Source organism: Arenicella chitinivorans (assembly GCF_014651515.1).
GTDB lineage: Bacteria > Pseudomonadota > Gammaproteobacteria > Arenicellales > Arenicellaceae > Arenicella > Arenicella chitinivorans.
Genome location: NZ_BMXA01000002.1, coordinates 500,919 through 526,914 on the forward strand (window position 1 = coordinate 500,919; position 25,996 = coordinate 526,914).

Consider the following 25,996-nt stretch of genomic DNA (forward strand, 5'->3'; position numbering starts at 1 on the left):
TCATAATGATAATATCCAACAGCGAGATAATCGGTGTTCGGTTCGCGACAGTCTGACGCAAAACAGGCTCGGTTGTCGCCGGTTTGGTTTTTTCTAAGCTGTTGAATTGATTGCCTTTATTGTCCAAACAATATTTTAATTGGAGTACCTCTAATTATGGTGTTTTCTCAACACGCTAGACTGGCCGTCAAATTAGGCGCGCTTGGTTCGCTACTAGCAATATCTTTATTCAGCGGTTTGGCTTGGGCTGAATATCGTTTGAACTTCCAGGACCCGGTTACTCAAGTGGCACGGGACATTTATTGGCTGCACATGGTCATTTTTTACATTTGTGTGGGCATTTTTGTTGGTGTGTTCGGCGTTATGTTTTACTCGATTTTCAAACACCGTAAGAGCAAAAACTACGTGCCTGCGCAATTCAGCCACAGCACCACAGTTGAAATCGTTTGGACCGTTATCCCATTTTTGATTCTGGTGGTTATGGCGATTCCTGCGACAAAAGTGCTGATCGACATGGAAGACACCACCAAGTCTGATCTCACGATCAAGATCACTGGTTATCAGTGGAAATGGGGTTACGAGTACTTAGACAGTGGTATTAGCTTTTACAGCACGCTGTCCACGCCACGTGCGCAGATTGATCAGTTCGATAAAGAGAATACGCAAGAACAAGGTGAAAACTATTTGCTGGAAACAGACAATGTGGTTGTCGTGCCTTCGGGGCGTAAAGTCCGTGCTTTGATTACCGCCAACGATGTAATTCACGCGTGGTGGATTCCAGCCTTCGGTACTAAGAAAGATGCGATTCCCGGCTATATCAACGAGTTGTGGTTCAAGGTCGACGAGGGTAAAGAAGGTTACTACCGTGGGCAATGTGCCGAATTGTGCGGTAAAGACCACGCGTACATGCCGATTGTGGTTAAGGTGGTTACCGGGGAAGAGTTTGATGCCTGGGTTGCTGCTGGTGGTAGCTTCGATGCCTCCACGCTTGCCAGCGACGACGCGCCAAGCGCAACTGAAGCCGCTGCTGAGGCGGTGGTTGACGCCATTATTCCAGCAGCCGAAGCGAGTGACGAAGTGGTAGCTGAGCCGGTCGCTGCAAAGACCTGGACTAAAGATGAACTGATGGCAAAAGGCGAGCAGGTCTCTGCTACCTGTAATGCATGCCACGGTGTCGACGGTAAAGGGATGCCCGGTGTCTTCCCAGCAATCGCAGCAAGCCCAATCGCAACCGGCCCGGTTGACGAGCACATCAATATCGTTATGTTTGGTCGCGCTGGTACGCCGATGGCTGCCTTTGCGGGTCAATTGAACGACGAAGAGATCGCTGCGGTGATCACGTATCAACGTAATGCATTTGGTAACGATGTTGGGGATGTGGTTTTGCCATCCGACATCAAAGCCAAGCGTAATTAAGCTTAGAGAGTAGGAGAATAACCATGTCACACGCAGCAGCGGCGCACGATCATCACGATCATGATCACCATATGCCAACTGGTTTCAAGCGTTGGTTTATGTCTACCAACCACAAAGATATCGGTACTTTATATCTGATTTTTTCGCTGACCATGTTGTTTGTTGGCGGCGCCATGGCTCTGGTAATCCGCGCAGAACTTTGGCAGCCGGGTCTGCAATTTGTTGATCCACACTTTTTTAATCAAATGACCACTGTGCACGCACTGATTATGGTGTTTGGTGCAGTTATGCCGGGCTTTGTGGGTTTCGCAAACTGGATGCTGCCACTCATGGTTGGTGCACCAGACATGGCACTGCCACGGATGAATAACTGGAGTTTCTGGATTCTGCCGTTCGCGTTCAGTATTCTGCTATTAAGCTTCTTCGTTCCAGGCGGTGCACCAGCTTCTGGTTGGACTCTTTATGCGCCACTGACGATTCAAGGCGGCATGAGTGTGGACATGGGGATCGTGGCAATTCACATGATGGGTATCTCATCCATCATGGGCGCGATCAATGTGATCGTAACAGTATTGAACATGCGTGCGCCTGGCATGACACTGATGAAGATGCCGATGTTCGTATGGACCTGGCTGATCACGGCATTCTTGTTGATTGCAGTAATGCCTGTTTTCGCTGGCGCGGTGACCATGTTGCTGACAGATCGTCACTTCGGCACGGCCTTCTTCAATCCAGCCGGCGGTGGTGACCCTGTGTTGTACCAGCACATTTTCTGGTTCTTCGGTCACCCTGAGGTGTACATCATGATCTTGCCGGCGTTCGGCATTATCTCGCACATCATTCCGACCTTTGCGCGCAAACCATTATTCGGTTATAGCTCCATGGTGTTTGCGACCGCGGCTATCGCGTTCCTGTCGTTCATCGTTTGGGCGCACCACATGTTTACCGTTGGTATGCCGTTGCAAGGTGAGCTGTTCTTTATGTACGCAACCATGCTGATCTCAGTACCAACTGGTGTGAAGGTATTTAACTGGGTGACCACCATGTGGCGCGGGTCGATGTCCTTTGAAACCCCTATGTTGTACGCTATTGGCGTGGTGTTCCTGTTCACTATGGGGGGATTGTCCGGCTTGATGTTGGCCATTACACCGGCGGACTTCCAGTACCACGATACCTATTTTGTAGTGGCGCACTTTCACTATGTGTTGTTTGCCGGTGCGGTGATGGCGATGATGGGTGGTACCTACTACTGGCTGCCTAAGTGGACCGGGCATATGTACAACGAGACTTTGGGTAAGATCCACTTCTGGATTACTGCCATCGCGTTTAATATCACGTTCTTCCCGCAACACTTTTTAGGCCTTGCAGGTATGCCGCGCCGCTACGCGGATTACCCAATCCAATTCACAGAATTTAATCAAGTTTCGTCATTCGGCGCATTTGTTTTGGGATTCTCACAACTGTTGTTCGTCTACATCATTATTTCAACGGTGCGCGGCGGTAAAAAAGCCACTGCAGAAGTTTGGGATAATCCAGAAGGTCTGGAATGGACGGTGCCTAGTCCGGCTCCTTTCCACACGTTTGATGAGCCACCAACAGTAAAATAGGCCGAGTATGCCACTGAGGCTGGTGACATAATCTGTCCTAGTCTCAGTGTCGCAGTCGATCGAGAGGTAGTCGTGTCATCCGATAATTTGCCACAGCAGGAAGTTAGCAACAAAAAAAAGCGTAGCAATGCGCGTTTAGCGTTATTGATCGCGCTGATTCCCGTTGCGTTGTTTGTGGCCTCGTTTTTTATTCAACGTTAACTATGAACCGTCAATCAGGAAACATTGTCGTTAAACTGGTGCTTATTGCGATGCTGATGTTCGGCTTCGGCTATGCACTGGTGCCTCTGTATGACGCGTTTTGTAAGATCACGGGCTTCGGTGGCAAGACCGATATTATTGAAGAGGCCGCTGCGAGCGCAATTGAGGCTAGTGATCGTGTTGTTGATGTGACGTTCACTTCACACAGTCATACCGCGTTGCCTTGGGAGTTCAAACCACTCACCGGCGCGATGAACGTTAAGGTTGGTGAGGTAAAAGACGCGGTGTTCTACGTCAAAAACTACTCGGATAAGCCGATTACCGGCATGGCCACGTTTAATGTTACTCCGCCGCGCGCAGGGTTTCATTTCAAAAAAACGGAGTGCTTTTGTTTTACCAAACAGGTTTTGCAGCCTGGCGAAGAGAAAGAAATGGCAGTTCGATTCATGCTGGATACCGAAATGCCGGATGACGTGCATGAATTGACGTTGTCCTATACATTTTTTGATAATTCAAAATATGCAGGGCAATAATTTTAACAAGCTGGCTTAAACCAGTTACACTCGATTTAACACGGTTGACTTAAGAGGAAAACCAGATGTCTTCACATTCACAAGACCATTATTTTGTCCCCGATTCTAGTGCTTACCCATTCGTGAGCTCGATCGCCTTGTTTTTCATAGCGATGGGTGCTGCCAGTATGTTGAACGGCTACGCATTCGGACCAAAAATGATGACGGTTGGTTTGATCGGAATTGCGTCCCTCATGTTCATTTGGTTTCGTAAAGTGATCATCGAGAGCCCTGCTTACAATATGGACGTAGATAAATCGTTCCGTATGGGCATGACGTGGTTCATTTTCTCTGAGGTGATGTTCTTCGCGGCATTTTTTGGCGCGCTGTACTATTTGCGACACCTCGCAATTCCTTGGTTGGCTGAGACTGAGTTACTCTGGCCTGGTTTTGAAGCCTCGTGGCCATCTACTGGTCCGCAGGGTGCTGCATTGTTAACTGATGGTTCTGCCCCGTCCGCTGACGCTATTTCTGAAGGTACTCAATACGCCATCATTGACCCTTGGCATCTGCCGCTTCTAAATACGGTGTTATTGTTGGCATCAAGCGTGACTCTCACGATCGCGCATCACGCGATTCGAGAGAATAAGCGTGGTAGCCTGATTTTTTGGTTGGCGGCCACCGTCGCTCTGGGTGCTGTGTTTTTGTTCTTCCAAGCCGAAGAGTATATTGAGGCTTATCAACACCTTGGTTTAACCATGGGGACTGGTGTTTACGGTTCGACCTTCTTCCTATTAACTGGCTTCCATGGCTTCCATGTTTGTTTGGGTGCGTTTATTTTGCTTGTTGTATTAATTCGATGCATCAAGGGCCATTTCACCGCTGAGCGTCACTTTGCTTTTGAGGCAGGTGCTTGGTATTGGCACTTTGTGGATACCGTCTGGGTAGGTTTGTTTATCTTCGTTTATATCTTATAAACGCTCGAAAAAACCGCATAAAAAGGGGCGCTATGGCGCCCTTTTTTTTGTCTACGTGCTAATTTTAAGGTGTATGTGAATGTCTTTATTGTTGTTCTATCCGTTGTTGCTGTTGCTCGTTAAAGTTCTTCGGATTGACGGAATTGCTAGGTTTTATCCAGCCCAGCTTCATTGATAACAATATGAATAAAAATAGCACGACCCAGATGCTGATACGCCAGGTAAGGGACTTAAACAACTGATCACCCTGGTTACGCTCATCGGGTGTTTTTAACAGGTGAAACAAGCCCGCACCTAGGCTGGCAATCATGGCGAGTAACAAGACAACAATAACAATTTTGCTCATAATTTCATGCAGATAGTTAGGAGCCTGCGGCTCAGTGCGCTGAGTTTAGCTTATTTCAATCAATAAGGTGCGAACGATGTCTAAGAGTAAAACCAGTTCCGTGTGGAAATTGCCAGCTCTGTTGGTATTGGCAGTGATCATAGTGCTGGTTATGCTGCGACTAGCAGTGTGGCAAATGGATCGTGCTGAGCAGAAAAAACAAATTCTGATTGAATTGCAGACACGAAGTAAAGCAGACGAGTTGGACGCCAAGTCCTTACGTGCAGCAATTCAATCATCAGGGTTCAAGTCAGACTACCGCTACCGAAAAGTACGTATTGATGGCAGATTTTTACCCGAACACACATTGTTTGTAGACCGACAGGTGATGCAAACGAAGGTCGGATACTTGGTGGTGACGCCCTTTCGTCCCACTGGGACAGATGACGTTATGCTAGTCGCTCGCGGTTGGGTCCCTGCCGGCGATGACCGTCAGGCGTTGCCCGATATACGCACGCCCGTTGAATCGGTCGAATTGAGCGGCCGATTAAACGTACTCACACCGCCGCCCCCATTATGGGATGAGCGGTATTCGGTTATGCTAGATGAGGTCTGGCAGTTTTTGCCGGAAGCCGAGCTAGAGGCCCGTTTGGGCTTTGCGGTATTGCCGTTGATGTTAGAATTAGCGCCGTCGACGCCGGCACCAGTCGGTTTTAAAATCCAATGGCCGGCTATTGATGATCAATGGGTGGCTAAGCATTCAGCTTACGCATTTCAATGGTTCGCGATGGCGGCTGCGTTTGTGGTGGCGTGCTTGGTATTGGTCTTTCGTCGTCAACACCGTAAGACCGCAAACGAAGACGCTTAGCATGCATGTCATGGTTTACTGTTTCGACGCTGTGTTTCTACGCGCTTCCGTGTATGATGCGGTGCCAGATGCGCAGTGCAGCTGCGTGACCACGTTAATTATTGAAAAGCCCTAGACCCGATCGCTCATGAGTCAGTCTTCACCAACCTCGGCCTCACCCAAACCACGTGCGCAGTTTTGGAACCGCGTGCAGATGATTTTGATCCTCGTTGTATTCGCGGCGCCGATTGTCGCTGCATTTTTCTATAAGCCGACCAAGTTCAACAATTATGGCGATATTTATCAGCCCGTTAGACCGGTCGCGAATTTACAAATGCAGGGTGTTGATGGGCCAGTGGAAATGGATAGCCTGCGCCACCAATGGGTGTTTCTGGTGGTGGCCGATGGTGAATGCAATGCCGACTGTGAAGGCAATGTCCTAAAGACGCGACAACTACGTTTTATGCAAAACAATGACATGTCGCGGATCCGGACCGTGTTTATTCACACCAATTTGAGTGCGGATCAGGCGACAGATCTGGCGGCCAAATACACACCGGTTGAAACCTACGCAGTGGAAGCCGAAGCGTATAAAAAGTGGACTGAAATTTTAAACATTCCGGACGCACCAGCTGAGGCGCAAGATGACCGTTTTTATATCATTGATCCGGCTGGAAATCTCATGATGAGCTACCCGCCATCTGCCGATCCAAACCTGATGAAAAAGGACATCAAGCGTTTACTCAAAGCATCACAAATTGGTTAAACCATGTCAGAGCAATCGACCTCAAAACCTGCACCTGTTGACGCCAGTTTAAGTGGCGCTATTCAGCAGTACTATGACCTGACTAAGCCTCGGGTGGTGATGCTCATCGTATTTACAGCATTCGTTGGGATGTTGTTGGCGGTCCCAGGTATGCCAGACTGGAAAACCGTGGTGCTGGCCTGTGTCGGCATCTGGTTGGCGGCCGCATCGGGCGCGGCGATGAATCAAATTATCGATATGCGTGCCGACGCTATCATGGCGCGGACCCAGAATCGTCCGTTGGCAACCGGTGGATTGCAAGTCTGGCAGGCGGTCGTCTTTGCCTTGCTGCTGTGTGGGTTGGGCATGTTGGTATTGGTGCTTTGGGTCAATGTTCTGACTGCGGTGCTTACCTTTATTTCAATGGTTGGCTACGGCATTATTTACACCGTATTTCTAAAACCAGCCACGCCCCAAAATATTGTAATCGGTGGTGCTGCCGGTGCTGCGCCTCCGCTACTCGGCTGGGTAGCGATGACGAATGCCATCACGCCGGAAGGGTGTTTATTATTTCTCATTATATTTGCCTGGACGCCGCCGCATTTTTGGGCGTTAGCTTTGTATCGACGAGAGGAATATGCGGCAGCCGGTGTGCCGATGTTGCCCGTCACACATGGTGAAGAGTTTACGCGCCTGCAAATTCTGCTGTACACCTACATTCTGGTAGCAGTCACGCTCTTGCCATTCACAATCCATATGTTTGGGGCGTTGTATCTGGCTGCAGCGGTGTATTTGAATGCGCGGTTTATGTATTACGTGTATACGTTGTATCGCAACTACAGTGATGCCTTGTCACGCAAAACCTTCTTTTACTCGATCAAGTACCTAATGTATTTGTTTGCAGCGATGTTGGTTGACCATTACTTCTGGGACCGCATAGTGCTTTGGACGCTGGGGCAAGTTTAATAGCTGCGCCAAACAAGTCCCGAATTTAGGTGAATAGCTTACGCGCAACGCGTCGAATCCATTGACCGAGCCCCTTGGCGGCCATGCCCGCTTTACCCGCAATTTGTTCCGCGATCACATCATCACTGGTAATTAACGCCGGTGCAACCTTGCTTTTCAACTTGGTGATGGCGGATTGGTCAACCTGACTGAATTTATTGAATAGCCACCGATTGGGTAAGTTCCAACGGTGACCGCGACAAAAGCACGCGACCAAGTCCACCATGACAGGATCGCCCTGAGGTGTGACCAAGGTGTTAGTCGGGTTGCGCAGGTCGTTGTGTGCGACACCGAGTTGGTGCATTAAGTTGATCTCGTGATTGAGTTTACGGAAAAAAACTGGCCAGTCTGGCGTGTTGTTTTGTAGACGTGTGATTTGTTCGGACTCATGATAGCTCATGAGAAACGCCCGCCGACTTGGCACCGCCAACAGGTCCGGAACGCTTCTCAGCGAGGCAAGTTTACGCAGGGCTTTGCATTCACGCCAGTTTAAAATTGGGCCGATTAACAAGGCAAACCATTTGTCAGCTCCGGCTTGATCTTTTAACACAGCGCGTTGCCCGTCGATCTCAATCAGAAGCACATCTGGACGGGAACCGCCGCCGTCGCGAAACGATTGAATTGCGTGCGCTCGCAGCTCGGATACGCTGTAGTTTGACCAGTCAAATTGCATCAAAGTATGGTACCATTCCGCTCCTCAAATAGTTACCTTTTCCGTGATTCACGGGCATGACACAGGGCTTTCTAACATGCTTGATCTTGACCTTTCTGCAACCACCGCGTTGACCCCACTTGATGGTCGCTATGGCGGCAAAACTGCTGAGCTTCGACCTATATTTAGTGAGTTTGGCTTGATTAAGTATCGATGTTTAGTGGAAGTCCGCTGGTTGCAAGCCTTGGCCAAGGAGCCACATATTGCCGAGGTGCCGGCATTTTCCGACGCTGCGGTGGCGGCGTTGGAAGACATTATCAATCAGTTTTCCGTGGCAGATGCGGAAGTCGTCAAATCCATCGAAGCGACTACCAACCACGATGTGAAAGCAGTCGAGTATTTTCTCAAACAACGCTGCGAATCGATCCCGGAATTGCACAAAGTTTCCGAGTTTTTGCATTTTGCATGCACCTCTGAAGACATCAATAACTTGTCGTATGCGTTGATGCTGTTGGACGCACGTGACCAGGTGGTGGTGCCAACATTCCAGAGTGTGATCGATGCGATCAGTCAGCTCGCCAGCAACTATGCGGATATTCCCATGTTGGCGCGCACACATGGGCAGCCGGCGTCACCAACCACGCTGGGTAAAGAAATGCGCAACGTGGTAGCGCGCCTCGAAGGGCAGCTGCAATTGATCAAAAAAGTGGATTTGTTAGGCAAGATCAACGGGGCTACTGGAAATTACAACGCGCATACAGTGGCTTACCCGGAGGTCGACTGGGCGCAGTTTTCCAAACACTTCGTTGAGTCTTTAGGGCTGACCTGGAACCCCTTAACCACGCAGATTGAGCCACATGATTACATGGCCGAGATGTTTCATGCCGTGATGCGTTTCAATACTATTTTGCTGGATTTTGATCGCGATATCTGGAGTTATATTTCGATCGGATATTTTAAGCAAAAAGTGGTCGCTGGCGAGGTAGGTTCATCTACCATGCCGCATAAGGTAAATCCGATTGACTTTGAGAATTCTGAGGGCAATTTAGGTCTCGCTAACGCGGTGTTCGATCACTTAGCCAATAAACTGCCGATCAGTCGTTGGCAGCGAGACCTGACGGACTCGACGGTCTTACGGAACATTGGTGTTGGGTTCGGTTATACCGTGTTGGCCTGCGCCGCAACGCTCAAAGGCATCGGCAAACTGGCGGTCAACGAAGCCGCACTAAGAGCAGATCTAGAGCAAAACTGGGCGGTACTCGGTGAAGCGATTCAAACCGTGATGCGTCGTTATGACATCCCTGAGCCCTATGAAAAGTTGAAGGCGTTGACACGCGGTAAGGAAGGTATTGATCAGGCCGCACTGGCGGAGTTTATTCACACGCTTGATGTGCCGAAATCTGTCAAAGACGAACTGGCAAAACTGACCCCGTCGTCTTATGTTGGCCTAGCGGCAACGCTCGCGCGCAGTTAATTGTGTCTGATCCAGTTCGCTTATCTAAATTGATGTCGCAACGTGGGCTCTGTTCACGTCGTGAAGCGGATCGTTTGATTGAGCAGGGGTTGGTCAAAGTCGATGGTGAGGTCGTGTCGACGCTCGGAACTAAGTTTCCCGAATCAGTTAGCATTGAACTGACGCAACAAGGTCAGGCGCAGCAAGCCGAACGAGTCACCATTATGATCAATAAGCCGGTGGGTTACGTCTCCGGGCAGGCCGAAGACGGCTACATTCCAGCGGTTCGTTTGATTACCGCGGAGACTCATTCGCAAACGGATGCGTCCTCCAAGCAACTCAAACCTTCCATGTTCCGTGGTTTAGCGCCAGCTGGCCGATTAGACATTGATTCGCAAGGTTTGTTGGTGTTGACGCAGGATGGTCGTATTGCCAAACAGCTGATTGGTGCGGATTCGGAGTTGGAGAAGGAATACTTGGTGCGGGTCCAAGGCGATGTTACACCAGCGTGCATTGAGAAATTATGCTTCGGTTTACGGCTGGATGGCAAACCGTTAAAACGTGCCAAGGTCAGGCAGATTAACCCAGAACAATTGCAGATTATTTTACGGGAAGGCAAAAAGCGACAGATTCGACGTATGTGCGAAGCCGTCGGTTTGCATGTGACAGGTCTGAAACGGGTACGGATTGGTGAGTTGCGTCTTGGGCGACTGGAAGAAGGGCAGTGGCGGTTCGTTAAACCCAGTGAATTCAAGCATCGCGCACCGCACAAAAGGCCCACAAGGAAGCGTTAGCTCGGGTTAGTCGATTCGCATTACATAAAGACAAAGATTAACAAAACGTTAATTATTTCTTGATTGTGAAAAATTTGTATAGATTGATTGGCTTCTGATTTATCAGAAACAGCGCACGCAGTTATTTTGTACTGTCGTTTGGTGCAAAATTGTGAGTATCTGCGTGACTCCTACAACGCTAAACTCAGGATACAAAAATCATGAAAATAAGAAAAAGTGCTCTACGGGGCACACTTTGTGGTGCGTCATTAACCCTTATAACAATGACCGCCAACGCTGTCGTCATGCAGGACGACGCAGCAGAATTAGCAACCGCACTATCTTCCAACACAACACTTTCCACTTCCACATCCACTTTTGCTGATCGATTCATCGTTACCTACGATCAATCCAGCGCCAACGCCCAGCTTCTTACCACAAATTCAGCATCGAGTATGGCTGCCTCCGCTACTCGTGCGGCCGGGGTAGGTATGAAGTACGTGCGTAAAACTGCGATGGGCTCGCATGTATTCAAGCTCGACAAACGACTCGACAAAGCACAAGCACAAGCAGCCATGCTTAAGTTGGCTTCTCAGGCTGGTGTGGCCTCCGTCGAAATCGACCAGTTGATGCAGCCAATGGCGACGCCTAACGATCCAAGCTACTCAAATCAATGGCATTACTATGAGTCAACTGCAGGTTTGAACTTGCCAGATGCATGGGATGACTCAACCGGTTCTGGTACGGTCGTAGCGGTGTTAGACACCGGCTATACCGAGCACGTAGATCTGATGGGCAACATCCTTCAAGGCTACGATATGATCAGTGACTCAGGCATCGCTAACGACGGTAATGGTCGTGATTCAGATGCTCGTGATACTGGGGATGCGACCGCAGCCAATGAGTGTGGCGACGGGCGAGGCGCACGTGGTAGCAGCTGGCACGGTTCGCATGTGGCCGGTACGGTTGCCGCGGTGTCCAACAACGGTGTCGGTGTGGCTGGTGTCGCGTATGATGCCAAGATTGTGCCAGTGCGAGTACTCGGCAAATGCGGTGGTTACACCTCAGATATCGCTGATGGCATTATCTGGGCAGCCGGCGGTTCGGTGCCTGGGGTCCCAGCCAATGCGAATCCAGCTGACGTCATTAATATGAGTCTCGGTGGCGGCGGTTCATGTGGGTCAACCACACAAAGCGCGATTAACACTGCGGTGAGCCTCGGTGCCACGGTGGTGGTTGCGGCCGGTAACTCCAACGTTAACGCCTCGAACGCCAATCCGGCGAACTGCAACAATGTGGTGACTGTGGCGTCCGTGGGCCGTTCTGGTTCGAAAGCGTACTACTCTAACTTTGGTAGTGTGGTCGACGTGGCTGCACCGGGTGGTGATCAAAGCACCGGCACCTCAGACGGTGTGTTGTCTACTGTGAACACCGGTTCAGGTGCCCCAGCGGGTGACGGCTATGCCTACTTTCAGGGTACCAGTATGGCCGCTCCGCACGTTGCTGGAGCAGCGGCTCTGTTGTATGCCGTGGATTCAGGGATCACGCCCGCGGAAGTTGAGAGCATTCTGAAGTCAACTGCACGCAGCTTTCCAGGGTCATGCTCTAGCTGTGGTACTGGCATTGTCGATGCGGCTGCAGCGGTTGCCGCAGCCTCTGGTATCACGCCACCTCCTGGCGGTGACGGTGTATTGGAGAAAGGCGTGCCTGAAACGGGTCTGTCTGGCTCAGCGGGTAATGAGAAGCGCTTCACACTGGAAGTCCCTGCAGGCGCCAGTGATCTTACGTTCACCATCTCTGGTGGTACCGGCGATGCGGATCTGTACACACGCTTTGGCTCTGCGCCAACAACGTCAAGCTACGATTGTCGTCCATGGTTGAGCGGTAACAACGAAACGTGCACGGTCAGCGCGCCAAGTGCGGGCACCTATCACGTGATGGTTCGAGGTTACTCGACGTACTCCGGTGTGACGTTGGTTGCTGACTACACAACTGGTGGTGGCGGTGAAGCTGAGAGCATCGATATCTCTGGTATCTCTGGTGCGCGTAACAGCTGGCAAGAAGCCACGCTGGATGTACCCGCCGGTCAATCCCAACTGGTGGTGCAAATCAGCGGTGGTTCGGGCGATGCGGACTTGTATGTGCGTTACGGCAGTAGCCCAACCACATCCACCTACGATTGCCGTCCATACCTTACTGGCAATAATGAAACCTGTACGATCAATAGCCCGACAGCGGGAACCTGGTACATTCGAATACGCGGTTATAGAGCGTACTCTGGTGTACGATTACAGGCTTCGTCCAATTAATTGATTGGCAAATCACAGCGCGGGTAACTCAGCTCGCGTTGTCTAAGAATAAGCGGTCACCCGATGTCTCGGGTGGCCGTTTTTTTATGCTCATCTTTTTTTGCCTAAGGTGATTGCGAGATCGCGGTGTGCATGGCAAGCTCGGCGCATGACTCGCGTTACCAAAAAGACAGACAGACCGTTGCTTCTCAATGCAGACCTCGGCGAAGGCTTAGATACCGATCTGGCACTTTACCCGCATCTGGATCAGGCCAGCATCGCCTGTGGTGGCCACGCTGGTGACAGCGCCACCATGACTCGCTCAGTACAAGCCTGTCTGGCGTATTCGGTAACGATCGGAGCGCATCCCAGCTACCCAGATCGTGATCACTTCGGGCGCCGCAGTATGGCAATGTCTGATCACGCACTTCGAGAAACATTGACCGAGCAAGTTAACCGATTGCGTCTTGTGTGTGAGCGTGCCGCCGCGCCTCTCAGTTATCTTAAATTACACGGCGCGTTGTACAACGATGTAAGTCGCGATGTCGACTTGTTTCAGCGCGTGTTGGCGTGGTTGATGGATTATGATTTGCCTCTGATATGGATGGTGTCTGCGACGGCTACCACGCTGGCCATGCGTTCAGCAGCAGAGCAGGCGGGTGTGCCTTTATGCTTCGAGGCCTTCGCAGACCGCTTGTATCAAGTCAATGGCCAGCTAACCGCTCGGACAGATTCAAATGCGGTCCACGGTTCTGTCGATGTAATTTTGGCGCAGGTCGATGAATTACAGCATCGAATGCAGGTTATTGCACTCGGTGGTGAGGCCGTGCCTGTGAAGGCAGATTCGGTGTGCCTACACGGGGACAACCCAGCTTCGGTCCAAGCCGCGAAGCAATTAGGCCGTCAGCTTGGATCGGCATGAGTTCCGACGTTCATATCGCGCCGGTATCGGTCGATACTTGGCTTTTGACTTGGCCGCTCGATCAAGGCGCCTTGCCAGACGCACATTTGGTTGCCGTGATCGGTAAATTGGCGAACAATTTGCGTACACATTTCGGTGCAGCCATGGTCAATACTGTGCCCGCGTATTGCAGTTTGATGGTGCAGATCGATCTGCGGTCGATTGATTGGGTTCACGTTGAGGCGGCCATTCGAACCTGGCTCGCTGAGTTCGAGTCAACGTCTCAATTCGCTGGCCGTCATCATCGAATTTCGGTGTGTTACGATCCTGATCTCGGGCTGGACATGCACGAATTTTCAGCCCTTAAACAGCTCACGCCTGACGACGTGACGGCAATCCACAGTCAGGCAATCTACACCGTGTTTGCCGTTGGCTTTTTACCTGGTTTTGCTTACTTAGGTCACGTGGATGAGCGTCTGTCGGCACCGCGACGAGCCACTTTTCGTGCGACTGTTCCTGCTGGCAGTGTGGCAATTGCTGATCGTCAAACTGCAATCTACCCGAGCGCGTCCCCGGGCGGCTGGCAGATTATTGGGCGCGCACCACAGTTGCCCACACCGGGTGACTTTAGTGCCGGTGACACCGTCGAATTCGTGCCCATAGACCGCGCTCACTTCGACCGACTGGCTGGCGTATCAATGGTATGACACAGGTCTGTCGATTAACGCGAGCGGGCGGTGTGGTGCAGGTGCAAGACCTTGGGCGCAAACAAAGTATGCATCATGGAATCACCGAGTCCGGTGCTGCGGACCGTCAGGCCTTTCTATGGGCGAATCGCTTGTTGCAACAGCAGCACGATACCGCCATGCTGGAAATTACCGTCGGCGATGTTGCGTTCGATATCTTGCACGATGTACGCATTGCGCTCACCGGCGCCGACCTTAATGCAACATTGAATGGCTCGCCGATGGACGGTTGGCAGTCATATAACTTACGGTGTGGCGACACGCTTGCATTTGGTTTTCCGCGCTCCGGTCTACGCGCTTACCTAGCCTTCGCGGGAGCGCTTGACTGGCCGCAAATCTACGACAGTTATTCCTGGGTCGACAAAGAAGCGTTACCCGGAACCCCAGTACTCAAGCCGGGAGGTGTGCTGCGTTTGTATCAAATCCAGCCGCATGCTTTCCAAACAGCAGTGCCCACACGCTTTGTCCCGGATTACAACGAACCGCTCACACTGGACCTACTGCTCGGATACCAAGCGCATTTGTTTCCCACCGAAAGCATTGCAACATTTTTTAAAACTGAGTTCGAAGTACAACCCGCCAGCAGCCGCATGGGCTACCAATTGGCAGGGGCTAAAGTCGCCCATGAAATCGAGCAGCTCTATTCGGAAGGCATCGCCTACGGTGCCGTTCAAGTACCGCCAGATGGCAACCCAGTTGTGCTTCTCAACGACCGCCAAACCATGGGCGGCTACCCCAAACTCGGTTGCATTAGCCAGCGATCCGGTGCCGCGCTGAGTCAGCGATTGCCGGGTGCGAAAGTGCGTTTTCGCGGGCAGGGGTATGATGAGATGGTTCGGGAGTGGGATCAAATGATGAGCTTTCTCGAGGTTGAGTACTGATCAATCTGACGTACGACGCGGTCTCGACTATTCTGCATTCCTGTTGTTGATCGGGATGTTAATAAACAGTCAACTGTACGGTATGTCTATTTTAAATTGTGTGGTAATCTAAAAAAACCTACGAACCATGGATGTCCTAAGATACGGATATTTAAATAGCTAAACTCACTGTCACATCTGTCACCTTCCTTGGTCGGGAGACATGGGTGGTCGCGTATTTCGAGATGCGATTAAATTTTCGCCCCTGCCCCGTTTAGAAAATGATCGATTCGCCAAGGAGGATGAGTTGCGACAGAGTGGACGAAAAACTTATGTCCATGCGAGTGCAGCTCCAACGCGCGTTATGGCAACGTGGTGTGATTGGTGTCGTGAAGGTGATTGGTGTCGTGAAGGTGATTGGTGTCGTGAAGGTGATTGGATAAATGCGTGATTTCTTTGGAAAGTACGTTGATCTATTTAACGTTGAAGACACTCATTTGTGCCTAGATTTAAGCATTGAAAGGTCAGGGGAATACGATGGAAATGTGTCTTCCTCGGTGGAACTAAGTAGTACGGTGACCCCAGTGTAGGTGGATATACAGCGTATTGTATTGACCTTGTATTGTTTAGAGTTTTAAATGAACTTTCGATTTACCCAAAACGGTGAACCTCTGTGAACCCCAAACTCCTGCTACTCAGCCTTCTAACTCTGTTGCTGATCATCTTATCTGCCCCTCGGATCTCAGAAATGCTTAATGGATCGCACTACTCGACGGAGCAGCAGTCCAGAGCACAGGCATCGCAGCGCTATAAAGCCCCAGTTCCTCCGGAAATACAAGACCCGAAGGCCACTGATATCATGCTCTCGATCGATCCTGACCTGCGGTTTCAACTAATGGAACTTCTCCAACAAAGTGACTTCGAAACTCTTGAGAGTACACTGGAGGAGTACGTCTCTCTTTTTGACTCTGGAGAATTGAGGCGTAAAGACATCGAGTATCTCTTCAAAACGTTTGAGGTTGCAAACCCCGACTATGAACAGAAATTAGCCTCTTGGTTGCAACACTCGCGCACATGGTCTTCTTTAGTGGCGAACGGAGTTTACTCATTTAGGAATGCCTGGGAGTGGCGTGATACGTCTTACTGGCGGGATGTGCCTGAATTGAATCGCAGGAAGTACAAGGAGTATCTGCAATATGCATATGATCACTTTCAGCAAGCGTTGACGGGCAAGCCTAGGGATGATGTGTTTATTAATTACCTTGTGACTACCAAACTCAATCTGGGGCTTGATTCGAAGCAAACGATTATCACCAGCGCACTCAAAGATTACCCTCATGTAGATAAACTGTACCATCTGGCTGCAAATTTTATGCAACCCAAATGGGGGGGGAAAGAGATGGAGAGACGAGAGCTAATTTATCGCGCAGAGAAATTAGCCAATAAAGATGAGAAACTTTCCTCCTTGAAGGGGTTAACCAGTTATTACGAAGCAATAGGCTTCGAGAAAGCGAACAGTTGGCAGGCCATCCAAAGCTATCGGGAGGCGATCAAGCAGAATCCAAAATCGACCGCTTATCGAGTTGCAATTGCTGAATTATATATCGAGATAAGGAGGTTCGAGAAAGCCCTCGAGGTGTTGGATATCGTCGATAGGTATCGCCCAAATAGAGTCGAATTGTTACACCTGCGGGCCAAGGCATTAAATGGGTTAGGAAAGACCGAAGAGGCACTGACTGTATTAGACCGTCTATTCCAACAGGATCTCAATCATCGGGACGCAAATTTGTTTGCTCTACGATTGCATTCCTCCGCCGGTAACAAAGAAGCGGCGGAAAACGCGATACAGAGAGTACTTTATTTCGCCAGCGAGGAGCCATACGAGCTCAACTTAATCGCATCTATGTACCGAAACCATCTTAACGAGGTTGAGTTAGCCGAAAAATTTTACAAGCGCGCACTCGAAGCTCGGCGCTTTGATCCGTGGGCGTCTTTCCGACTGTCTGAAATATATTTAGAAAACGGGAGTTGCGATGCCGTGGACTCGCTCGATACGTATTTCATCGGGTGCAATAACCAAGTTGGGCAACATGAATACTATTGTACGACCAGAAACCAGGATTGGGCATGGCAAACTGTACAACAGCTGAAGGACGCTCAAAACTGTCCAAAAGTTTTCGAAAAAACATTCGATGGCGAAATCCCTCTCGACGATCTGATTAAGGAGTACGACTTAGAACATTTAATTCCTGAACAAGACACGATTTAGCTCGGAGGTCGATTTATTAATGCAATATTCAAAGACTTTTTGGTTGTTAGTCACCTTGGTGGTCACCACTTGCCTAGGTGGGGCCGTTTTTTTTATGGCGACTGCGCCAGACGAACCGAGCTTCGTGGAGACGCCGCCGGAGAATTTGGCCAGAGATCGATTCAACCCTTGGCACAACACGTGGAAACCTGAGTTTGATGACCCGGAGGACGATGGACGTAAATTACGAGTTGATCCTGACCTTCGTTTTACCCTCATAGAGTTAGCAAAAGCCGGCGATTATGCTGAGCTTGAGACGACTCTGCAGTCAAACTTAGGTGACTACCAAGATAAGCGCTTGCACGAGAGAGATATCCGATACTTGTTTAACTCGTTCGGACTCGTTTCGCCCGAGTTACGGAAAGCGCTTATCAAATGGAATTCTGAGAGCGCGTCATGGTCCAGTAGTGTGGCGTTGGGAATGCACTACTATATGGACGCATTGGCTTGGAGAGGGCGGCAGCCTTTAGAGGAACTCCCGGAACGAAGCTTGGCTGAGTATCAGCGTAATCTTCGTCGCGCACACCGCTTATTCAAACAGAGTGACGAGCTAGGCCTATATGACGATCTCTTTGCAGATCTTCGATTGCGGTGTGAATCTAAAATTTCTAATGAGCCAACCAGCTTGTTAGTAGCAAATGCGATTCAGAAATCTCCAGAGTCGGTTGATCTCTATTTTGCGGCTGTCGACGTTCTTCGAGAGAGCAGTGAGAGCAAGGCGGTTGAATTAGATTTGTTGAGGTATATCGATAACCTTGCTCAAGATAACCCTAATCTCTCGGAACTATCAGGAATAGTTGAGTATTATCGAGGACGAGACTTATTGATTGGCGGTGAAACTTGGGCAGCTCGAGAGTCTTTTGAGCGAGCGCTTAAGAGCAACCCGGGGTCGATGCGTTACAGAAAGGCACTGGCATCTGCGTTTACTAGTGTTCAATCGTACACACGAGGCGACGAACTTTTGGAAATAGTAGCTCGCTATCAGCCCAATGACTATGACCTGTTGATAAGAAGAGCGAGGGCCTGGCTGTACTATCCAAATTATAAGAAAGCCGCTTCTTACGTCGAACAAGCACTCAACTTATCAGAGTTCGCGCCTGAGGCAAATTTGGTTGCATCCGAAGTTTACGGTAGTTTGGGGCGCAAAGACCTTTTTGAGAAACATTATGCTGCTCTGGAGCCGTATGGTAGGACAGGATCAGGAGTTTTGAATAATGTGGCTAATGAGGTTGTTTCCAGGGGGCGAGATTTGGAGTGGGCTGAGTCCTTATACGAGCGACTACTCTCAGCGGAGCCTTACGACCCGTGGACGTCTTTCAAGCTGGCCAAAATCCACAATGAACGAGGTAAATGTGACGTGGTGGACGACTTGGAGAGTTACTTTGTTGGTTGCAATTATAAGCTGGGTAGCCATAAAGTCGCGTGTGGAGAAGAAATCTCTAATTTAGTTTACAGGATGGTTTTCGAGCTTAAAGAATCTGGACGGTGTCCAGAGGCGGCTACAAGAAAGTTCGATGGTGAATTGAGTTCTGAAGATGTACGAGAGCTATTTAAGCTGGAAAATTTAGGAATCTAGTTGAACTTATACCGATATTCAATGCAGCAATTCGATATGATAAATTCCAGATGAATTGGTGTGTGTGGCTTTGTTATTCGTCGCAAAAAAGATTGAATACCCTCCCTTTGAAGCTGACCGCTCAGGAAGAGGCGTATATTTTGGAGTGCTCTCAAACCAACAAGCTACAGATTTTCACCACAATGTATTTGATAAGTAGGGTATTCCAAGGGGGCTATATGGTGGAACCCCGTTCCTAGGAAAACCAGAGGAGGATGCTGTTATGGTAACGTTCGGGGTACTTTTTGATTTATTTGATCCCCCAAACTAATGGAGTAGTACTATAAATGTGGAAATTTATTTTGCTTTCCATCTTTCTGATTTCTGACGTTAGCTTCAGTGCGGAATTTAGCACCTATAAATACGATAAAGGGCGACTTTGTTTTTCGTCGCAAGAAGTATACGAGCATCGTAGTCCTAAAAAATCAAGGTCTCCGAAGCACGAAATATTTATTAAGGTTAGCGGATTTAACGTCGCCGTGCGCCAAGCCAATAAGCGCAACCCGAGTACAGCGACTTCTTTGTTTATGTGGATTAACGATTTAAATGTCAGCGGTGATCAATATCTTCGGCGAGACAAGCGCATTACCAACTTTTTAAACAAGGTTTCTCCTCTACTCAACGAAGAGCTAGGCCTACTTGTATATCAAGTTGAACAGGAAAGCATTCGAGGCGATTACTTTTTTTTGGCTGAATCACTGAATCTGGGAGATGATTCTATTTCGGAGGTGCCTTTAAGCACTTACTACGTAGGTGACTGCCCGACCACTGCTTCAGGGTTACAGTTTGAATGTAGGTTTAGACAGATTTTCGACGAAAGTTTAATAATTGAATACGACTTTGCTCGATCCGCACTTCCGCACTGGCGAGATATCCAGAGTCACGTAGAGTCTCGATTGCTTGAAGCCAAGCAGCGTTGTAATGAGGATAAGTAAGAAAAGGAAGAGGGAATGAAAGGACACCCTGATAACAATAAATAGTCAATAAATAAAGGATACGGTCTCATAGTTCGCGCTCTTATTCAATTGCGTGTGACTGAGTTGATTGGTGAGGTGGAAGATTCTTCGCTTCGCTCAGAGTCACGGATAGGTTTAGCTCAGAATGATGTACTTTCTTGTTTAGGGTGACTGAGTGGTAGTTTTGGTAATTTAACTTGTTATCCGCCCCAGCGTTGTGGAATTCAGCCCACTAAATTGTGACTTCGTCACAGCCACTTTGCGATTTGTCACTTTAGGACCAGCTGGGAGTGCGCTGGCGCTAAGCTCCTTGTGTGTTATTTCACTTTCAGGAGCAACTCGTTATGGCTATTCTCGATCCGGTTTTATTACTTGCCCATGTATTGGCTGGTACGCTTGCTTTGCTTACATTTTGGTTGCCGGTATTGGTTCGCAAAGGTGGGCGTGTGCATCGCCAAACTGGGCGCATTTATGTCAAGGCGATGTGGGTTGTGGTCTGGACGTCGTTGTTGCTTTGCATCATTAACCTGGTTCAAGTTGAGCTGGTTAACGCGGCATTTTTGGGATTTCTGACCTTGCTTACGGGCAAACCTTTGTGGATGGGCGTAGCGATTCTGTCGAACAAGCGCAGCGTGAAACCAGGTTACCAGCGAACTTTGTTAGCATTGAATGTCGCCAATGTGGTGGCGGGTTTCGGGCTTATCGCATTTGGTCTGTCGCTGCCGTCTCTGGGTACTGCCATCCTGATGTATGTATTTGGATTTTTGGGGGTGATTAACCTTGGGGAGGTGGTCGCACAGTTGCGTGGCGCACCGTACGCTGGGCGACACTGGCTGCATCGTCATATAGAAGGTATGGGAACCAGTGGGATCGCGGCACACACTGCGTTTCTGGCGTTTGGGGCAACACGGCTTATCGGTGATGTGTTCCAGAGCTACTGGTCGATGCTGCCGTGGTTGGCGCCAACCGTTATTGGTACGGTTCTGATTCGACTCGCTGTGCGTAAATACGTAAAAGCGACTTCGGCAACCACTGTCTAGCGCGTGATGCATGGCTGCTCGCTCGATGTCCTTTTCTGCTGGACATTACCGCAGGCAATCATGAACTCGCGTGGATTTTCTCTGCGTTGCGCGTCATAATCTAGACGACCAATTTTATACTGATGGCATATACATGAAAAACCTAGTGATTGTACTCGTAGTGTTGGCGCTACTTGTGGTGGGAGGCAAATACTATATCGAATACAGTTACAAGAAGGAGCTTGATCAAATGCTCATCAGTGCGCGTTCGATGGTGGATGCGCGGTATCAAGATCTTAAGGTGGGCTACGACGGTTCCCTGACGGTGACGGGTGTGGTGGTTAAACCGGCCGAGCTAGATCACGATATTAGCATCTCAAAAATATCCTTGTCCTCGTCGGATCGCTTTCTGTTGTTGCGCGGCAAGTCGTATTTCAAAGACGGCAAGTTTCCGGATAAATTAAACTTGAACATTGATGGTATGGGCTTTGATTCGGCGATGTTTGATATGTCGACCGACACTAAGCCGTGTCGGGATATCTGGTCTAGTTACGCCTACACGCAGATTGGTTTGGACCGTATCGAGGCTGATGCACAGTTCGGTTTTGATTTCCGTGACCCCTATAACGCCAGCATGAACCTCTATTATCAGGACGATACCGGCTCATTGAGCATGGAATGGGTGTTTGATTCCGGTGCGCTAGAACTGGCGATGGTAGGCGGTGATACACCATTAAAAGAAATTTCTCTTACCGCGAACTTGAATGCCGAGGTCTCAGCCGCAGTGGGCGAATATTGTGCGGGTGTCTTCAAAATCAGTTCGGAAGATTACTTCAACAAGATCATTGGATCTGCCAAATATTCGTTCAACTCCTTTGGTGTGGATTACGGGCCGGAGTTTCGTGAGTCGTTGGTGAAGTTTATGCAGGGCGGCGTGCAGGCCGATCTCGTGATGAAACCGAGTAAAGAACTGTTGAAGATGGGCGGATCGCGTTCAATGAAAAGCAAAGACATAATTAAAAAGCTGAACCTTAAGGTCAGCGTCGATGGCTTAGCGATTCCAATAGAAATTAAAGAGCAGGAAAAACCAAAGGCCGTAGTTAAGCCGAAGAAGAAAGTGGTTTACACTGCCATCAGCGTTGGCCAGGCTCGCGACTACATCAATAAGCATGTGCGGATTCAGCGAACCAAGGACCGATCCCCAATCGAAGGCCGCTTATTGACGGTCACTGGCTCGTCGCTTGCGGTAGAGATTTATCGTTATACTGGAGTGATGACCTACACCGTGCCCAAAGGTGACATAGCAAAAATCGAGCTGTACGAAGTCGAACGCGTGACGCCCGAATAAGTGCGGGCTACCCTGAAGAGACCACGGAGCTTGCCATCGTGAATGGGGCGGCGATCGACGACTTCACCCTTGATCTGGGTCAAGGCTCCGAAATTGGTCTTTCTGTTGCTCTAGTACTGATGATGCTGGGCGTTGCCCTCGGTTTGCGAACCAGTCATTTTGCATTTTTCCGTACCGAGCCTCGGGTATTTTTTGCGGGCTTGCTCGGCCAGCTATTAGGGCTTCCCCTACTGACGCTGGCCTTGTGTTTTATTCTCGGTCCGCTTCCTTCAGTGGCTTTGGGCATGATTCTGATTGCGTGTTGTCCCGGCGGAAATGTCTCCAATCTGCTGGTCTTACTCGCGCGAGGGGATGTCGCTTTATCGGTGTCGTTAACTGCCACATCGAGCATTTGCGCCGCATTCATCACGCCAGTCATGATTGTGTTTTGGAGTAGTCTGTATCCACCTACCGCAAACTTGCTGACCACCTTGGAGTTCGATTCACTTTCTTTTTTAATACACACCAGCGCTATTCTCGGATTACCCTTGGTTGTAGGCATGTTGATCGCCCATTTTGCACCACGTTTCGCGGATGCGATTCGACGCCCAGTTGTGGCCTTGGGTGGCGTCGCGTTAATGGTGATCATCGCGGTCAGTGTGCTACGCTATTTGGACGAGTTTTTGCAGATCGGCGTCAGCTTGCTCGGCGTCGTCGCGATGCATAATTTTTTGGCCTTTGGACTGGGAAACCTGGTGGCCCGAGCAGTTGGTGCCAATAAGGCTAAACAGCGTGCAATCACATTCGAAGTAGGGATTCAGAATAGTGGTTTAGGAATCGTGATACTGCTCACGCAACTGGGTGGGTTAGGCGGCGCCGCAGCCGTGGTTGGATTGTGGGGCACCTGGCATTTGATTGCAGGTCTGGTACTGGTTATGGTGTTTCGACTGAGCAATGCTGGCACGACACCAAACTAATGACATAACCATAATATTAGACCTTTGCGAATAATAATACATGCAGCGGGTTTCGATTAGAGGAGTGCAGTGCCAAGTTTGTGCACTGCAGGAGGAGGTAGACAATGTTTGATACAAAAATTATTAATGGCTTGGTTTACGATGGTTCCGGAGGCGTACCAGTGCGAACCAATATTGGGATCAGTCAAGGTATTATCACTGAGATCGGTGATTGTAATGCACCGGCAAAACACACGTTGGATGCTGAAGGCGCGATTGTCACGCCAGGCTTTATCGATGTGCACACGCACTATGACGGTCAGGTGTCTTGGGACGAGGAGTTGCAGCCATCCGTTAATCACGGTGTGACTACGGTGGTGTTAGGCAACTGCGGCGTTGGATTCGCACCTTGCCGAGCGCAAGACCGTGACCAACTCATCAAGCTGATGGAAGGTGTGGAAGATATTCCCGGCACGGCCCTGCACGAGGGCATTCAATGGGACTGGGAGACTTTTCCCGAATACATGGATGCAATTGAAAAAATTCCTCACACTCTGGACTTCGCTGTGATGGTGCCGCACGACCCATTGCGTGTGTTCGTGATGGGCGAGCGAGCGATGTTCGATGAGTTGGCGACCGATGACGATATTCAACAGATGCAGGCCACCGTACGTGAAGCAATGGAAGCCGGTGCGGTTGGGTTTTCCACTGGACGTAGTGATTCACATAAAACTGCGGACGGTGATTGGACGCCCGCGAGTGAAGCCAGTCGTGCCGAGTTAGTTGGGATTGCGGAAGCGTTTCAAGGGCTGTCGTACGGTGTGTTGCAAGCAGTGAATGATTTTGACATGGTTCGACCACAAGACAATTTTGATAAAGAATTTGACCTGATGTCAGATTTTTTTCGTGCGGGTGGTCGACCGGGTTCGATGTCATTAATGCAGCGCGACTTCGCGCCTGATGATTGGCGAAAGATTATTGCTGGTTGTGAACAGTTGAACAACGAAGGACTGGACATCAAACTGCAGGTGGCACCCAGAGCGATTGGCGTTTTCAATGGCTTAAACTGCACGTTTCATCCGTTGATGGCGCATCCGAGTTACCTAACAATCCGGGACAAACCGCTCGCCGAGCGCGTGGCGATTATGCGTGACCCAGAGTTTAAACAACGCTTGTTGTCCGAGTCGCCGGTAGCCTTGGCGGGTAAGGGGTCATCAGTACCACCCTTAGCCGACATGATGATTGCGCAGTACCCGCAATTGGCTGAAAAGTTTTTTAAGCTAGACCGCGATGGTGTGGTGGATTACGAGCAAAACAGCGACACATCGATTGCCGGTATGGCGCGGGCTGATGGCGTATCCGTGTGGGAAACAACCTACGATATTTTGTTACAAGATGACGGTCATGCGCTGCTGTATTTTCCGGTGTTCAATTACACCGAGATGAATTACGACAATGTCTACACCATGCTCACGCACCCAGATGCGCTTCCTGGGCTGTCGGACGGTGGGGCGCATGTTGGCACTATTTGTGATGCCAGTTTTCCGACCTACCTTTTGACTTACTGGGCACGAGATCGCGCTAAAAAGAACCGTTCTAGTATCGAATTATCGCGCGCCATTCAGATGCTCACGGCGGATGGTGCGGATTACCTGGGTTTAACTGATCGAGGTCGATTAAAGATTGGGCTCAAAGCCGACGTCAATATCATCGATTTTGAGCAACTGAATCTGGGTGTGCCAAAAATGGTGCAGGACCTACCCGCTGGCGGTCAGCGTTTATTGCAACCAGTAAGCGGTTACAAAGCGGTATTTGTTAGTGGTGAGCAAGTGGTGGCAAATGATGCGGTGCTGGACGCAAGGCCGGGTAAGTTGGTGCGTATGCGCGCTGCATCATAACATCATGATGGCGATGTAATGGCACACGCTGCCCGCGATAACAAACAGGTGCCACACGCCGTGGCACCAAGGATACCAATGATCGAGCACGTAAAACACCACGCCCGCCGTGTAGATCAGGCCGCCACTTAACAAAAAATAAAATGCCAGTGGTGACATGCCTGCGATCATGGATTCAAGCGTGAAGACACACGCCCAGCCCATGGCAATGTAGATCACAATCGGCAGGACCCGCGGCCCGGGAATCGGCAGATTCTCGACGATGATCCCGACCACTGCGAGGCCCCAAACCACGCCGAATAGCCACCAACCTGTTGCGCCTTGCAGGGCAATCAGGGCAAACGGGGTATAGGTTCCGGCGATCAGTAAGTAAATCGCGTGATAATCAAATTTACGAAACAGCTCTTTTACTCGACCACGAAAGCTGTGATACAGCGTGGAGCTAAGGTACAGAGTAAACAAGGTTGAACTGTACACACTGTAGCTCACAATTTTCAGTGCATTGCCTTCAACCGCGGCCAGCGTGATCAATACCGATGAGCCCACTAATGCAAACACGGTGCCCACCAAGTGGCTGATGCTGTTGAAAAATTCGCCTTTGTACATAGT

The 25,996-nt window shown here is 49.8% G+C and carries 25 protein-coding genes; 22 read left to right on the forward strand and 3 right to left on the reverse strand.

Translation table 11 applies throughout. The features are described 5' to 3' along the window. The first annotated feature begins 156 nt into the window (after nucleotides 1-156). The 5 genes from coxB (at nucleotide 157) to IE055_RS07480 (ending at nucleotide 4,713) form a co-directional block, all read left to right on the forward strand. Nucleotides 157-1,416: a cytochrome c oxidase subunit II gene (coxB, locus tag IE055_RS07465; RefSeq protein WP_189399417.1), complete on the forward strand. Its 1,260-nt coding sequence runs from the start codon at nucleotides 157-159 to the stop codon at nucleotides 1,414-1,416. A gap of 23 nt (nucleotides 1,417-1,439) precedes the next feature. Next, complete coding sequence (ctaD, locus tag IE055_RS07470; RefSeq protein ID WP_189399420.1) at nucleotides 1,440-3,023, forward strand: cytochrome c oxidase subunit I; 1,584 nt, start codon at nucleotides 1,440-1,442, stop codon at nucleotides 3,021-3,023. A 72-nt stretch (nucleotides 3,024-3,095) separates the two neighbouring features. After that, complete coding sequence (locus IE055_RS17925) at nucleotides 3,096-3,224, forward strand: hypothetical protein (RefSeq protein ID WP_268244530.1); 129 nt, start codon at nucleotides 3,096-3,098, stop codon at nucleotides 3,222-3,224. Nucleotides 3,225-3,226: 2 nt separating this feature from the next. Then, a complete protein-coding gene (locus IE055_RS07475) occupies nucleotides 3,227-3,757 on the forward strand; it encodes a cytochrome c oxidase assembly protein (protein WP_189399422.1) in 531 nt (176 codons plus the stop codon). Nucleotides 3,758-3,822: 65 nt separating this feature from the next. Continuing rightward, nucleotides 3,823-4,713, forward strand: coding sequence for a cytochrome c oxidase subunit 3 (locus IE055_RS07480; RefSeq protein ID WP_189399424.1), 891 nt, complete (start codon nucleotides 3,823-3,825; stop codon nucleotides 4,711-4,713). A gap of 85 nt (nucleotides 4,714-4,798) precedes the next feature. Here IE055_RS07480 and IE055_RS07485 read toward each other — a convergent pair whose 3' ends face one another. Next, on the reverse strand, nucleotides 4,799-5,059 hold the full coding sequence (locus IE055_RS07485) for a twin transmembrane helix small protein (protein ID WP_189399426.1): 261 nt from the start codon (nucleotides 5,057-5,059) through the stop codon (nucleotides 4,799-4,801). A gap of 76 nt (nucleotides 5,060-5,135) precedes the next feature. On the opposite strand from IE055_RS07485, the gene IE055_RS07490 reads away from it, so the two are divergent. The 3 genes from IE055_RS07490 (at nucleotide 5,136) to cyoE (ending at nucleotide 7,596) form a co-directional block, all read left to right on the forward strand. After that, complete coding sequence (locus IE055_RS07490; RefSeq protein ID WP_189399428.1) at nucleotides 5,136-5,906, forward strand: SURF1 family protein; 771 nt, start codon at nucleotides 5,136-5,138, stop codon at nucleotides 5,904-5,906. 127 nt (nucleotides 5,907-6,033) lie between these two features. Beyond that, on the forward strand, nucleotides 6,034-6,651 hold the full coding sequence (locus IE055_RS07495) for a redox-active disulfide-containing membrane protein (protein WP_189399430.1): 618 nt from the start codon (nucleotides 6,034-6,036) through the stop codon (nucleotides 6,649-6,651). Nucleotides 6,652-6,654: 3 nt separating this feature from the next. Beyond that, a complete protein-coding gene (gene cyoE / locus IE055_RS07500) occupies nucleotides 6,655-7,596 on the forward strand; it encodes a heme o synthase (RefSeq protein ID WP_189399432.1) in 942 nt (313 codons plus the stop codon). 25 nt (nucleotides 7,597-7,621) lie between these two features. Here the strand turns inward: cyoE and IE055_RS07505 are convergent, their stop codons facing one another. Continuing rightward, on the reverse strand, nucleotides 7,622-8,308 hold the full coding sequence (locus IE055_RS07505) for a hypothetical protein (RefSeq protein WP_189399434.1): 687 nt from the start codon (nucleotides 8,306-8,308) through the stop codon (nucleotides 7,622-7,624). Nucleotides 8,309-8,384: 76 nt separating this feature from the next. Here IE055_RS07505 and purB point away from each other — a divergent pair, with 76 nt between their 5' ends. From purB to IE055_RS07570, 14 genes are all read left to right on the forward strand, one after another. Beyond that, entirely contained in the window at nucleotides 8,385-9,761 is a 1,377-nt protein-coding gene (gene purB / locus IE055_RS07510; protein ID WP_189399436.1) for an adenylosuccinate lyase, read from the forward strand. Between the two features lie 2 nt (nucleotides 9,762-9,763). After that, entirely contained in the window at nucleotides 9,764-10,534 is a 771-nt protein-coding gene (locus tag IE055_RS07515) for a pseudouridine synthase (RefSeq protein WP_189399438.1), read from the forward strand. 200 nt (nucleotides 10,535-10,734) lie between these two features. Then, nucleotides 10,735-12,822, forward strand: coding sequence for a S8 family peptidase (locus IE055_RS17995; protein WP_189399440.1), 2,088 nt, complete (start codon nucleotides 10,735-10,737; stop codon nucleotides 12,820-12,822). Between the two features lie 148 nt (nucleotides 12,823-12,970). Next, nucleotides 12,971-13,723: a 5-oxoprolinase subunit PxpA gene (gene pxpA / locus IE055_RS07525; RefSeq protein WP_189399441.1), complete on the forward strand. Its 753-nt coding sequence runs from the start codon at nucleotides 12,971-12,973 to the stop codon at nucleotides 13,721-13,723. Next, nucleotides 13,720-14,409 carry a 5-oxoprolinase subunit B family protein gene (locus IE055_RS07530; RefSeq protein ID WP_189399443.1) on the forward strand — a complete coding sequence of 230 codons (690 nt, stop codon included), beginning with the start codon at nucleotides 13,720-13,722 and terminating at the stop codon, nucleotides 14,407-14,409. Before pxpA ends, IE055_RS07530 begins: the two co-directional genes overlap by 4 nt. Next, entirely contained in the window at nucleotides 14,406-15,329 is a 924-nt protein-coding gene (locus tag IE055_RS07535; protein WP_189399445.1) for a 5-oxoprolinase subunit C family protein, read from the forward strand. Before IE055_RS07530 ends, IE055_RS07535 begins: the two co-directional genes overlap by 4 nt. A gap of 296 nt (nucleotides 15,330-15,625) precedes the next feature. Continuing rightward, on the forward strand, nucleotides 15,626-15,751 hold the full coding sequence (locus IE055_RS17935; protein ID WP_268244531.1) for a hypothetical protein: 126 nt from the start codon (nucleotides 15,626-15,628) through the stop codon (nucleotides 15,749-15,751). A gap of 230 nt (nucleotides 15,752-15,981) precedes the next feature. Beyond that, entirely contained in the window at nucleotides 15,982-17,577 is a 1,596-nt protein-coding gene (locus IE055_RS07540) for a tetratricopeptide repeat protein (protein ID WP_189399447.1), read from the forward strand. Between the two features lie 19 nt (nucleotides 17,578-17,596). Further along, nucleotides 17,597-19,192 (forward strand): tetratricopeptide repeat protein, encoded by a 1,596-nt coding sequence (locus IE055_RS07545; protein ID WP_189399449.1) that lies wholly within the window; start codon nucleotides 17,597-17,599, stop codon nucleotides 19,190-19,192. Between the two features lie 326 nt (nucleotides 19,193-19,518). Beyond that, on the forward strand, nucleotides 19,519-20,166 hold the full coding sequence (locus IE055_RS07550) for a hypothetical protein (protein WP_189399450.1): 648 nt from the start codon (nucleotides 19,519-19,521) through the stop codon (nucleotides 20,164-20,166). A gap of 365 nt (nucleotides 20,167-20,531) precedes the next feature. Beyond that, nucleotides 20,532-21,227 carry a hypothetical protein gene (locus IE055_RS07555; protein WP_189399453.1) on the forward strand — a complete coding sequence of 232 codons (696 nt, stop codon included), beginning with the start codon at nucleotides 20,532-20,534 and terminating at the stop codon, nucleotides 21,225-21,227. A 145-nt stretch (nucleotides 21,228-21,372) separates the two neighbouring features. Then, a complete protein-coding gene (locus tag IE055_RS07560; protein ID WP_189399454.1) occupies nucleotides 21,373-22,554 on the forward strand; it encodes a hypothetical protein in 1,182 nt (393 codons plus the stop codon). 38 nt (nucleotides 22,555-22,592) lie between these two features. Further along, nucleotides 22,593-23,510, forward strand: coding sequence for a bile acid:sodium symporter family protein (locus IE055_RS07565; protein ID WP_189399456.1), 918 nt, complete (start codon nucleotides 22,593-22,595; stop codon nucleotides 23,508-23,510). Between the two features lie 104 nt (nucleotides 23,511-23,614). Then, a complete protein-coding gene (locus tag IE055_RS07570) occupies nucleotides 23,615-25,387 on the forward strand; it encodes an N-acyl-D-amino-acid deacylase family protein (RefSeq protein ID WP_189399458.1) in 1,773 nt (590 codons plus the stop codon). On the opposite strand, the gene trhA is transcribed toward IE055_RS07570, so the two are convergent. Next, nucleotides 25,382-25,993, reverse strand: a complete 612-nt coding sequence (gene trhA, locus IE055_RS07575; protein ID WP_189399460.1) for a PAQR family membrane homeostasis protein TrhA — start codon at nucleotides 25,991-25,993, stop codon at nucleotides 25,382-25,384. The genes IE055_RS07570 and trhA overlap by 6 nt on opposite strands. Nucleotides 25,994-25,996: the final 3 nt, after the last annotated feature.

What these genes read in the sequence shown, in the direction of transcription:
- coxB (WP_189399417.1), top strand. Translation starts at nt 157, where the DNA reads ATGGTGTTTTCTCAACACGCTAGACTGGCCGTCAAATTAGGCGCGCTT.
- ctaD (WP_189399420.1), top strand. Translation starts at nt 1,440, where the DNA reads ATGTCACACGCAGCAGCGGCGCACGATCATCACGATCATGATCACCAT.
- IE055_RS07475 (WP_189399422.1), top strand. Translation starts at nt 3,227, where the DNA reads ATGAACCGTCAATCAGGAAACATTGTCGTTAAACTGGTGCTTATTGCG.
- IE055_RS07480 (WP_189399424.1), top strand. Translation starts at nt 3,823, where the DNA reads ATGTCTTCACATTCACAAGACCATTATTTTGTCCCCGATTCTAGTGCT.
- IE055_RS07485 (WP_189399426.1), bottom strand. Translation starts at nt 5,059, where the DNA reads ATGAGCAAAATTGTTATTGTTGTCTTGTTACTCGCCATGATTGCCAGC.
- IE055_RS07490 (WP_189399428.1), top strand. Translation starts at nt 5,136, where the DNA reads ATGTCTAAGAGTAAAACCAGTTCCGTGTGGAAATTGCCAGCTCTGTTG.
- IE055_RS07495 (WP_189399430.1), top strand. Translation starts at nt 6,034, where the DNA reads ATGAGTCAGTCTTCACCAACCTCGGCCTCACCCAAACCACGTGCGCAG.
- cyoE (WP_189399432.1), top strand. Translation starts at nt 6,655, where the DNA reads ATGTCAGAGCAATCGACCTCAAAACCTGCACCTGTTGACGCCAGTTTA.
- IE055_RS07505 (WP_189399434.1), bottom strand. Translation starts at nt 8,308, where the DNA reads ATGCAATTTGACTGGTCAAACTACAGCGTATCCGAGCTGCGAGCGCAC.
- purB (WP_189399436.1), top strand. Translation starts at nt 8,385, where the DNA reads ATGCTTGATCTTGACCTTTCTGCAACCACCGCGTTGACCCCACTTGAT.
- IE055_RS17995 (WP_189399440.1), top strand. Translation starts at nt 10,735, where the DNA reads ATGAAAATAAGAAAAAGTGCTCTACGGGGCACACTTTGTGGTGCGTCA.
- pxpA (WP_189399441.1), top strand. Translation starts at nt 12,971, where the DNA reads ATGACTCGCGTTACCAAAAAGACAGACAGACCGTTGCTTCTCAATGCA.
- IE055_RS07530 (WP_189399443.1), top strand. Translation starts at nt 13,720, where the DNA reads ATGAGTTCCGACGTTCATATCGCGCCGGTATCGGTCGATACTTGGCTT.
- IE055_RS07535 (WP_189399445.1), top strand. Translation starts at nt 14,406, where the DNA reads ATGACACAGGTCTGTCGATTAACGCGAGCGGGCGGTGTGGTGCAGGTG.
- IE055_RS07545 (WP_189399449.1), top strand. Translation starts at nt 17,597, where the DNA reads ATGCAATATTCAAAGACTTTTTGGTTGTTAGTCACCTTGGTGGTCACC.
- IE055_RS07550 (WP_189399450.1), top strand. Translation starts at nt 19,519, where the DNA reads ATGTGGAAATTTATTTTGCTTTCCATCTTTCTGATTTCTGACGTTAGC.
- IE055_RS07555 (WP_189399453.1), top strand. Translation starts at nt 20,532, where the DNA reads ATGGCTATTCTCGATCCGGTTTTATTACTTGCCCATGTATTGGCTGGT.
- IE055_RS07570 (WP_189399458.1), top strand. Translation starts at nt 23,615, where the DNA reads ATGTTTGATACAAAAATTATTAATGGCTTGGTTTACGATGGTTCCGGA.
- trhA (WP_189399460.1), bottom strand. Translation starts at nt 25,993, where the DNA reads ATGTACAAAGGCGAATTTTTCAACAGCATCAGCCACTTGGTGGGCACC.